At 74.8% G+C, this 11,692-nt stretch carries 2 protein-coding genes; both read left to right on the top strand.

Features of this window, described 5'->3' with window-relative positions:
• The first annotated feature begins 33 nt into the window (after window positions 1-33).
• Window positions 34-10,656: an amino acid adenylation domain-containing protein gene (locus ACLJPY_RS04375; RefSeq protein WP_410586702.1), complete on the top strand. Its 10,623-nt coding sequence runs from the start codon at window positions 34-36 to the stop codon at window positions 10,654-10,656.
• Window positions 10,653-11,690 carry a TauD/TfdA family dioxygenase gene (locus tag ACLJPY_RS04370; protein ID WP_410586701.1) on the top strand — a complete coding sequence of 346 codons (1,038 nt, stop codon included), beginning with the start codon at window positions 10,653-10,655 and terminating at the stop codon, window positions 11,688-11,690. Before ACLJPY_RS04375 ends, ACLJPY_RS04370 begins: the two co-directional genes overlap by 4 nt.
• The last annotated feature ends 2 nt before the right edge of the window (window positions 11,691-11,692 follow it).

Raw genomic sequence — 11,692 nt, 5'->3', positions numbered from 1 at the left:
CGTGGGTTTCCGGCGCGCTGCCGCTACGGCCGCATGACGGCACCGAAGACACCGGACGGCGCCACGACGCCCGCCGGCGGCCCGTCCGGCCGCGCCACGCTGCCCGAACTGTTCGCCGCGCACGCGGGCGCGACACCCGACGCGATCGCGCTCGTCCAGGGCGAGAACCAGCTCACCTACCGGGCGCTGGACACGCGTACCACTGCCCTGGCGCGCCGCTTGCGCGCGCTCGGCGTCGGCCCGGACGTGCGCGTCGGTGTCTGCCTCCCGCCCACCGCGGACCTGGTGACGGCGCTGCTCGCGGTGCTCAAGGCCGGCGCGGCCTACCTGCCGCTGGACCCGGCGTACCCGGCCCGGCGGCTGGGGTTCCTGCTCGAGGACAGCGACGTGCCCCTCCTGCTCACGCACTCCGCGCTCGCCTTGCCCCGCCACGGCGCCCGGGTGCTGCCGCTCGACCGGCCGTGGCCCGCGGAGACCGCGGCCGGGCTCCCTGCCACGCGCGTCGACGACCTGGCTTACGTCATCTACACCTCCGGCTCGACCGGACGCCCGAAAGGCACCTTGCTCACCCACCGGGGCATCGCCGGTCTGGCCCGCGCGCAGCAGCGGATCCTCGGTGCCGGCCCCGGACGGCGAGTGCTGCAGTTCGCGTCCGCCGGCTTCGACGCTTCGGTCTTCGAGATCGTCATGGCGTTGTGCTCCGGCGCCACGCTGGTCCTCCCCGGCGAACGGCTGATGCCCGGCGCGGACCTGGTGGCGACGCTGGACCGGCGAGCGGTGACGACGGTGACCCTGCCGCCGTCCGCGCTGATGGTCACGTCGCCCGCTCCGCTGCCGGCGCTCCGGACGATCTCGGTCGCCGGCGAGGCGTGCCCGCCGGAGATCGTCCGCCGGTGGGCCCCCGGCCGCCGCTTCTACAACCTGTACGGCCCCACCGAGGCGACGGTCTGGTCCACGGCGGCGACCTGCGTGGCGGACGAGCCGGTCACCATCGGCGTCCCGGTCGCGGACACCGTCGCGCACGTCCTCGACGCCGATCTCCGGCCGGTGCCGCCGGGCTCGTCGGGCGAGCTCTTCCTCGGCGGGCCCGGCTTGGCCCGCGGCTACTGGCGGCGCCCGGGGACCACCGCGGAACGCTTCGTGCCCGACCCGTTCGGCGGACCGGGCGAACGCCTCTACCGGACCGGCGACCGCGTGGTCCGCCGTCCGGACGGCGAACTGGACTTCGTGGGCCGGCTCGATCTGCAGGCGAAGGTCCGCGGCCACCGGATCGAGCCCGGCGAGGTCGAGGCCGCACTGCGCGAGCACGCCTCGGTGCACGACTGCGTCGTCGTGCCGGCGGCCGACACGCTGAACGCCTACGTGGTGGCCCCGGGAACGGCTGCCGAAGACCTCCGGTCGCACTGTGCCGACGTGCTGCCGGCACACCTCGTGCCCGACGCGTTCGTGGTCCTCGACGCGCTGCCGACCACACCGAACGGCAAGGTCGACCGGGCGGCCCTGCCTGCCGTCCGGCGAGATCCGGGCCTGCCGTACGAAGAACCGATCGGTGAGATCGAAAGGCGCCTCGCGGCGATCTGGGCCGACGTCCTCGCCGTCCCGCAGGTGGGCCGGCGCGACCGGTTCCTCGCACTGGGCGGCCATTCCCTGCTCGCCACCATGGTGCAGGGCCGGGTCCGCGCGTCGTTCGGCGTCGACCTGCCGGTGCGCGCGGTGTTCGAGGCCGCCGACCTCGCGGCGCTCGCCCGCGAGGTCGCCGGGCAGGACCGCACGGACGCCGGTGCCGTGCTCCCGCCGGCCGGCTCCCCCGCCCCGCTCTCGTCCGGTCAGCGCCAGCTTTGGTTCCTGGAAGAGCTTCTGCCCGGCACGGCCGCGTATGTGTCACACGTGGCGGTGCGGCTGACCGGACCGCTGTCGGTGCCGGCCGCGGAACGCGCGCTCAACGCCGTCGTCGCCCGGCACGCCGCGCTGCGCACCACGATCGCGGTCGAAGACGGGCAGCCGGTCCAGGTGGTCGCCGACGAGCTGCACGTCGGTATCGAGCTGGTCGATGCCGAGGCGACGCCGGACGCGGCGCCGGAACTGGCCGCGCGGGTCGCGCGGCGCCCGTTCGACCTCCGGCGCGCCCCGCTGCTGCGGGCCGCCCTGGTGCGCGTCGCCGACGAGGACCACGTGCTGGTGCTGGCCGGGCACCACGCCGTGGTCGACGGCTGGTCGTTTTCCGTGCTGCTGCGCGACTTCGCCAACGCGTACCGGGGTATCCCGCTGCCGCCGCCGACGGCCCAGTACGCCCAGTTCGCCCGTTGGCAGCAGGACCGCCCGGAGCTGACCGCGCGGCTGGACCACTGGCGTGACCGGCTCGCCGGCGCACCCGCGCTGCACGAGCTGCCGCTGGACCGGCCGCGTCCGTCCGTGCAGACCTTCGCCGGCGCCGTGCACACCTTCGCCGTTCCCGCGGACCTGCACCAGCGCCTGGTCGCGCTGAGCCGCGCCGAAGGCGTCACCCTGTTCATGACCCTGTTCACCGCGTACGCCGTCCTGCTCGCCCGGCACAGCGGGCAGGACGACGTCGTCGTCGGAACGCCGGTCGCGAACCGGGAACGGCCGGAGTTCGAAGACGTCGTCGGCTTCTTCGCCAACACCATCGCGTTGCGCGCACGGACGAACGGCGACCCCACCTTCCGCGCCCTGCTGCACCAGGTCCGGGAGACCTGTCTGGCGGCCTACGCCCGGAACGTGCCGTTCGAACTGGTCACCGAGGCGCTGCGGCCCGAGCGCGACCTCAGCCACAACCCGGTCTACCAGGTGCTGTTCGCGCTGCAGAACGCTTCCGCGTTCGACGTCGACCTGCCGGGCGTGACCGCCCGCCCGCTCGATCTCGACCCCGGTACCAGCCGGTTCGACCTGGCGTTCGCGCTGACCGAGACCACCGGCGGGCTCCACGGCGTCATCGAGTACAGCACCGGCTTGTTCGCCTCGGGCACCGTCGAGCGGCTCGCCGAGCACTACTGCCTGCTGCTGGCGGCGATGGCCGCCGATCCCGGCGGACGGGCGAGCGCGGTACCGCTGCTCACCCGCGCCGAAACGCGGCAACTCGCCGAGTGGAACGACACCGCGGTGCCGACCGCCGCCGACCGGTGCCTGCACCACCTCGTCGCGGACCAGGCCGCCCGGACCCCGGACGCGGTCGCGGTCGTCTGCGGCGACCGGCAGCTCACCTACTCCGCCCTGGTGCGGTCCGCGAACCGGCTCGCCCACGTGCTGCGCGCGCGGGGCGTGCGCACCGAGACGCCGGTCGGCGTGTTCCTCGAGCGCTCCTGCGAGTCGATCGTCAGCCTGCTGGCGGTGCTCGTCGCCGGCGGGGCCTACCTGCCGCTCGACCCGACCTACCCGGCGGACCGGCTCGCGTTCATGGCCGCCGACAGCGGGCTGCGCGTCGTCGTCACCACCAGCGGCCTCGCGGAGGCGGTGCCCGCCGGGGCCGGCACGGTCGTGTGCCTCGACGACGACCGGGCCGAGATCGCCGCGGCGAGCGAATCCGCACCGGCGGCCGGGGCCGGCCCGGACCACCTCGCCTACGCCATCTACACCTCCGGCTCCTCCGGCCGGCCCAAGGGCGCCCTGATGGCGCACCGGGGACTCACGAACCTGGTGGCCACCGAGGCCACCGTCATCGCCCCGACGGCGGCGTCCCGCGTGCTGGCCGTCGCCTCGTTCGGGTTCGACGCCTCGCTCTGGGACATCGTGATGGCGCTCTGCTTCGGCGGCGCGCTTTGCGTCGCGACCGGCGAGGAGCGGCTGCCCGGCCCGGAACTCGCCGGGCTGATGGTCCGGCAGGCGATCACCCACGCGACCTTGGCGCCGTCCGCGCTGGCGTCGCTGCCCGCCACCCCGCCCGACCTCGCGGTGCTGACCTCGACCGGCGAAGCCGTCACCACGGAAGTGGTGCGCCGCTGGGCACCGGGCCGGCGGTTCCTCAACGGCTACGGGCCGACCGAGTGCACCGTCGGCGCGACCATCGGCGAGTGCCGCGCCGAAGACGCCGAGCCCACCCTGGGCCGGCCCTTCGCCAACACCCGGGTCCACCTGCTCGACGCGCACCTGCGGCCGGTCCCGCCCGGCGTCGCCGGCGAGGTGTACGTGAGCGGGCCCGGACTGTCGCGCGGCTACCTCGGCCGGCCGGGGCTGACCGCCCACCGGTTCCTGCCGGATCCCTTCGGGTCTCCGGGCGACCGGCTCTACCGGACCGGCGACCGGGCCCGGTTCGGCCACGACGGCGGGCTGGTCTTCCTCGGCCGCGCGGACGACCAGGTCCAGCTGCGCGGGTTCCGCGTCGAACCCGGCGAGATCGAGTCCGTGCTGCTCGAACACCCCGCGGTTCGCGAAGCCGCCGTGCTGGTCCGCACCGGCTCGCCCGGCACGACGCGGCTCGCCGCCTACGTCGTGACCGGCCCCGGCCCGACCGCGGCCGCGCTCCGCGAGCATTGCGCCCGCCGCCTGCCGGAGTTCATGGTCCCCGCCGCGGTCGTGCTGCTCGACCGGATGCCGTTGACCGCCAACGGAAAAGTGGACCGGGACGCGCTGCCGGCGCCCGACTTCACCGCGAACGCGGAACACCGGCCGCCGCGCACCGCGGCCGAACGCGCCCTCGCCGCGGTCTGGGCGCAGGTGCTCGGGGTCGCCCGCGTGGGCCGGGACGACAACTTCTTCGCGCTCGGCGGCGACTCGATCCTGAGCATCCAGGTCGTGTCCCGCGCGGCACAGGCCGGTCTCGCCGTGACCGCGCAACAGCTGTTCCAGCACCAGACCGTCGCCGGACTGGCCGCGGTCGCCGGCGCGGCACCCGCCGTCGCCGCCGAGCAAGGACCGGTCACCGGACCGGTCCCGCCGACGCCGATCCAGCGCTGGTTCCTCGACCGGGACCTGCCCGCCCCGCACCACTTCAACCAGGCACTCGAGCTCCGGTCCGCCCGCCCGCTCGACCCGGTGGCGCTGGAGGCGGCACTGCAAGCGCTGCAGGCGCACCACGACGCACTGCGCCTGCGCTTGCGCGAGGACGGCGGCGGAACGCTGGACAATGCCCCGGTCCCGGCGGAACCACCGACGCTGCTCGAGGTCGCGGACCTGTCCGCGTTGCCCGCGGACCACCGGCTCTCCGCCCTCGCCCCCCTGACCGCGACGGCACAACGCTCGCTCGACCTGGCCGGCGGCGTGCTGCTGCGCGCGCTGTACGCCGTCGTCGCCGAAGACGACCACCGCGTGCTCCTGGTGGCGCACCACCTCGGCGTGGACGGGGTCTCCTGGCGGATCCTGCTCGACGACCTCGCCGCCGCCTACCGGCAGGCGCTGCGGGGCGAGCCGGTCACGCTGCCGCCGAAGACCACCTCGTTCCGCCAGTGGGCCCGGTCGGCCGCCGGACGCGCGGGCGATCCGGGCCGGTGCCGGTCGCTGCTGGAGCAGTACGACGGCCGTGTCCCCGCCGACTTCCCCCACGCCGGTGCCGGCACCTGCGGCGACGCCTGCACGGTGACCGTCGCCCTCGGCGAGCCCGAGACCTCGGCACTGCTGCGGCCGGTCGGCGCGCGGTCGGCGAAGGCCATCCTGCACGCCGCCTTGGGCCGGGTGCTGACCGAGTGGACCGGCCGCGACCGGGTGCTGGTCGACGTCGAAGGCCACGGCCGGGACACCGGGCCGGAAGCCGATCTCACCCGCACCGTCGGCTGGTTCACCGTCATCGAGCCGGTCGTCCTCGGCGCGGACGGCGCCGAAGCAGCAGGCACCGGCTGCCTGGCACTGCGGCACGGGCCGGATGCTCCGCTGCGCTCCCTTCCCGTGCCGGAGGTGTGCTTCAACTACCTCGGCCGGCTCGACGGCGGCCTGGCCGACGCACCGTGGGAACTCGCCGCCGAACTGCCCGCCGGCACGCAGGACCCGCGCCAGCCCCGGCCGTACCCGGTGGAGATCACCGCGTTCGTCGTGGCCGGACGGCTGCACGTCCGCTGGACCTACGCGCCCGCGAGGCACGCGGAGAGCACCATCGCCCGGCTCGCCGGGCAGTTCCTCCGGCACGCCGGCACGCTCGCCGGCACCACCGGCGACTCCGGCGTCGAAGCCACCTACGAGCTGTCGCCCTTGCAGCAGGGCATGCACTTCCACGCCCTGCTGTCACCGGACAGCGGCGTGTACGTCGTGCAGCTTTCCTTCGCGCTCGAAGGCGAACTCGACGTCGAGGTCTTCCGGAGTGCCTGGCACGACGTCGTTTCCCGCCACCCGGCGCTGCGCACGACGTTCCACCAGGCCGACGGCGAAGATCCCGTGCAGGTCGTGCACCGCGAGGTGCCCGAGCCCTGGCGGGTGCCCGACTGGCGTGGCCGGGACGACGTGGCCGCGCTGGTGGCGGACCTGCTGGAGAGCGAACGCGCCGCCTCCTTCGACCTGACGGAGCCGCCGCTGTTCCGCTTCGCCCTCGCCCGGGTCGCCGAACGGACCCACCGGTTCGTGTGGACGCACCACCATCTGCTGATGGACGGCTGGTCGTTGCCGGTCGTCCTGACCGACGTCTTCACCTGCTACGAAGCCCGTCGCGCCGGACGACGGCCACGGCTGCCCGCCGTTCCGCCGTACCAGGAGTACGTCGCGTGGCTGCGCGAGCAGGACACCGCCGCGGCCGACGCGGTGTGGCGCGAGGCGCTCGCCGGGTTCACCGCGCCGACTCCGCTTCCCCTGGACCAGCCGGGTTGCGGGCCGGCCGGTGCCGCCACCGCCGAGGTCGCGTTGTCCGCGCAGCGCACCCGCGAACTCCGGCAGCTGTGCCGAACCCACGGGTTGACGCTCAGCACCGCGGTCCAGGGGGCGTGGGGCCTGGTTCTCGCCCGCCACGCCGAGACCGACGACGTCGTGTTCGGGGTGACCGTGTCCGGCCGTTCGCCGGAACTGCCGGGTGTCGAGGGCATGGTCGGGCTGTTCATCAACAGCCTTCCCCTGCGCCTGCGGGCCGACCCGGCCGCCGCTGTGACGCCTTGGCTGCGTGCGGTGCAGTCATCGTTCGCCGAGGTGCGTCAGTACGAGCACACGCCGCTGGTGCGCGTCCAGGGGCACAGTGCCGTGCCGCGCGGCACGCGGCTGTTCGACAGCCTGGTGGTCTTCGAGAACTACCCGCTCGGCGAGCAAGCCGTCCGGCCGCGTGGCGGGTTGCGGGCGCACGACGTGCGCGCCACCGAGCAGACCGATGCCGCCCTGACCCTCGTCGCGGCACCGGGCGAACGGCTCTCGCTCCGCTTGCTGTACGCCACCGATCGCTACACCGAGGACTGCGCGGCGGAACTGGCCGGTCAGGTGACCCGCGTCCTGGAGTCCTTCGTGGCCGACCCGGCGCAGTGCGTGGGCACCGTCTCGGCGGCTCCGGCGGACGACGAACTGGTGCGGGCCTGGAACCCCGCGCCGGCCGCGGTCCACGGCCCGGCGCTGATCGAGCGGTTCGTCGCGGCCGCCCGACGGCAGCCCGACGCGGTGGCCCTGGTGTGGGACGAGGAGCAGCTCACCTACCGCGCCGTGCTGCGCCGTGCCGGGGCCCTGGCCGGCCGGTTGCGCGCCGCCGGCGTGGGTCCGGAGGTGCTGACCGGCGTCCTGCTGGACCGGGGGCCGCTCCAGGTGATCGCGGTGCTCGCCTGCCACCTGGCCGGCGGGGCGTACCTGCCGCTCGACCCGGCGTACCCGCAGGAACGGCTCGGCTACCTGGTGTCCGACAGCGGCGCGTCCGTGGTGGTCACCGCGCCGGACCTGGCCGCCCGGGTCCCGGCCGGCCCGCGCGTGATCACGGCCGCCGCCGGGGCGGCCGAGCCCGTGCCGGCGCCGGTCGATCCCGCGCAGCTGGCGTACGTGATCTACACGTCCGGATCGACCGGGCAGCCGAAGGGCGTCCTGGTCCCCCACGGCAACGCGGCCCGGCTGTTCGACGCCACCCGGCACTGGTTCGGGTTCGGCCCGCACGACGTGTGGAGCCTGTTCCACTCCGTCTCGTTCGACTTTTCCGTGTGGGAGATGTGGGGCGCGCTCGCGCACGGTGGTCGCCTCGTCCTCGTCGACGACACCACGCGCCGCGCACCCGCCGACTTCGCCCGGGTTCTCCGCGACCAGGCCGTCACCGTGCTGAACCAGACGCCGTCGGCCTTCCTGCCGCTGGCCGGGACGGCCGGCGAACTGCCCGCGCTGCGCACGGTCGTCTTCGGCGGCGAGGCGCTGCCCGCGGACCGGCTCGCCGGCTGGGCCGCGCGGTGCGGGCTGGACCGGCCGCGGCTGGTGAACATGTACGGCATCACCGAAACCACCGTCCACGTCACCCACCACGAGGTCGGCCGCCCGGACCTCACCCGCGTCTCCGGCAGCGTCATCGGACGCCCGATCCCGGACCTGCGCGTGTACCTGCTCGACGACGACCTCCGGCCGGTGCCCGCCGGGGTCGCGGGGCACCTCCACGTCGGCGGCGCCGGGCCGGCGCGCGGCTATCTCGGCCGGCCCGGGCTGACCGCCGAGCGGTTCGTGCCGGACCCGCACGGGGAACCCGGCTCCCGCGTGTACCGCACCGGCGACCGCGCGCACGCCCGGCCGGACGGCGCCTTCGTCTACCTCGGCCGGTCCGACGACCAGGTGCAGCTGCGCGGCCACCGCGTCGAGCCGAGCGAAATCGAAGCGGTGCTGCGCCGCCATCCCCGGGTCACCGGCGCGCGCGTCGTCCTGCGCGAAGACGAGCCCGGCGACCAGCGCCTCGTGGCCTACCTCACCGCGGACGGCGACATCGGCGATCTCCGCGCCCGCGTCGGGGAAACCCTTCCGGCACACCTGCGTCCGGCTCACTACGTCACGCTCGAGGCGTTCCCGCTGACCACGCACGGCAAGGTCGACGTCGCCGCGCTGCCCGACCCGGGCACCGGCGGCGGCGAACCGGCGACCGGGCACGTTGCGCCGCGGACGCCCACCGAGCTGGCGCTGGCCGGGCTCTGGTGCGCCGTGCTGCGGGTGCCGGAAGCCGGGCTGCACGACAACTTCTTCGCGCTCGGCGGGCATTCCCTGATCGCCACCCGGCTGCAGGGCCGGATCCGCGCCGAGTTCGGCGTCGACCTGCCGCTGCGCACCGTCTTCGACGCGCCCGACCTCGTCGCGATGGCGAAGGAGATCGACGGCGCCCAGCCCGGCGAAGCCCCGATCGCCCCCCGGGAGCGGACCGGTCCCGCACCGCTTTCGTCGGCGCAGCTGCGGCTCTGGTTCCTGGAGCGGTGGCGGCCGGGCACGCCGCTCCACCACATCGCGGGTGCCGTCCGGCTGACCGGCGAACTGGACCCTCGGGCCCTGCGCACGGCGCTGCAAGCAGTCGTCGACCGGCACGAAAGCCTCCGCACCCACCTGACCGTCACCGGCGACGACGTGGGTCAGCTCGCCCGGGACCGGCTCGCCGCCGACCTCCCGCTGGTCGACATGACCGGCCGGCCGGACCGCGCCGACCGCGTCGTGCGGGCGGTCGCGCAGACCCCCTTCGACCTCACCGGGGGCCCGCTGTGGCGGATCGTGCTGGTCCGGTCCGGCCCGGCGGACCACCGGCTCGCGCTGTGCCTGCACCACCTCATCGCCGACGGCCACTCGCTCGACCTCTTGCTGCGCGAGCTGGGGGCGAACTACCAGGCGGCGGTCGCCGGCGAACCGATCGCCCGTGCGCCGCTGCCGATCCAGTTCGCCGACTACGCCGCCTGGCAGCGGGAACGGTCGGCGGGCAAGCAGGTCGCGGCCGATCTCGCGTACTGGCGGGCGCGGCTGGCCGGGCTGTCCCCGGCCCCGCTGCCGACCGACCTGCCCCGGCCGGACGTGCAGACCCACGCCGGCGCGGTGCACCAGGCCGGCCTGCCCGCCGCGGTCGCGGCCGGCGTGCCCGACGTCGCCGACCGGACCGGCACGACCCCGTTCATGGTGCTCTTCGCCGCCACCGCGCTCGCCCTGCACCAGGCGAGGGACCTGCCCGAGGTGGTGGCCGGGACCCCGGTCGCGAACCGGTCCCGGCCCGAGCTCGAGGAGCTGATCGGCTGCCTGGTCAACACCGTCGTGCTGCGGGCGGTCCCGGGCCGCGAACCCACCTTCGCCGGCCTGCTCGAGCAGGTCCGGTCCTCGTGCCTGGACGCCTACGCACACTCCGAGGCACCGTTCGAACGGGTCGTGCAAGAGGTGCGGCCGGAGCGTTCGGCCGGCCACCTGCCGCTGTTCCAGACCTGGTTCGTCGTCCAGGACGAGCCCGCCGCCGCCACGTTCGGCGGCCTCGGCGCACAGCCGGCCGGCACGCCACCCGGCATGGCCCGCTACGACCTTCGCCTGGAGTTCCACCGCACGACCGCCGGCCTGGCGCTGGTCTGCGAGTACAAGACCGACCTGTTCCGGCCCGCCGGGATCGTCCGGCTGGCCGGCCACGTCGGGCGCGTGCTGCGCGCGGTCACGGCCGATCCGGGGATCCCGATCGCGGTCCTGGCCGGCGAACTCGCCGCTGCCGACCGGGCGGAACGGACGGCGGACGCCGCGGGCGCCGCCGCCTACAGCCAAGGCGCACTGCGACGGCGCAGGCGGGCCGTCGCGGCAGAACCCGACCACGCACACGCACGACAGGAAGCGGGAAGATGAGCATTCGGGAAAGCGGATCAGCCCCGTTCCGGCCCCGGCGGCGGACCGCGGTGAGCCTCGCGCCGGAGACGCTGGTCTCGGCCCGCCCGCTGTCGGCCGACGGCCCGACGCCGCTGCTGTTCACCCCGGCGGTGGACGGCGTCAACGCGCTGTCCTGGGTCGAGGCCCACCGCGACCAGGTCCGCGAGCAGACCGTACGGCACAAAGCCGTGCTGCTGCGTGGTTTCACCGTCGGCGACGTCGCCGAGTTCGAGCAGGTGGTCCGGCTGGTCGGCGGCGACATGCTCGAGTACGCCTACGGCTCGACGCCGCGCAGTCACGTCGCGGGAAACGTGTACACCTCTACCGAATACCCGGCCGCGCAGGAGATCCCGCAGCACAACGAGATGGCCTACAGCCGGTCGTGGCCGCTGAAGCTCGGGTTCTATTCGGTGCGGGCCGCGCCCGAAGGCGGCCAGACCCCGCTCGCGGACAGCACCCGCGTCTTCGACCGCATCCCCGCCGCGATCCGCGACCGGTTCACCGAGCACGGGGTGCTGTACGTCCGCAACTACGGGCAGGGCCTGGACCTGCCGTGGCAGGACGTGTTCCGGACCGAGGAGCGCGCCGAGGTCGAGGAATTCTGCCGGCGCGCCGGGATCGAGTACGACTGGCTCGCCGACGACGGCCTGCGGACCCGCCAGGTGTGCCAGGCGGTGGTGACGCACCCGGAGACCGGCGAGACCGCCTGGTTCAACCAGGCGCACCTGTTCCACGTCTCCGCACAGGCGCCCGAGATCCGCGAGACGCTGCTGGCCACCTTCGGCGAGCACGGCCTGCCGCGCAACAGCTACTACGGCGACGGCAGCCCCATCGACGAAGCCGACCTCGACGAGATCCGCCGCGTCTACCGGGAAGAGGCGATCGTGTTCCCGTGGCAGGGTGGCGACATCGCCATCCTGGAGAACATGCTCGTCTCCCACGGGCGCATGCCGTACTCGGGACCGCGCAAGCTGGTGGTCGCGATGGCCGGCGCGGGCGGACAGGGCCAGTAGCG

It is taken from the genome of Amycolatopsis sp. lyj-23 (assembly GCF_046549135.1).
Lineage (GTDB): Bacteria > Actinomycetota > Actinomycetes > Mycobacteriales > Pseudonocardiaceae > Amycolatopsis.
This window is presented reverse-complemented; position numbering and strand designations above follow the sequence as displayed.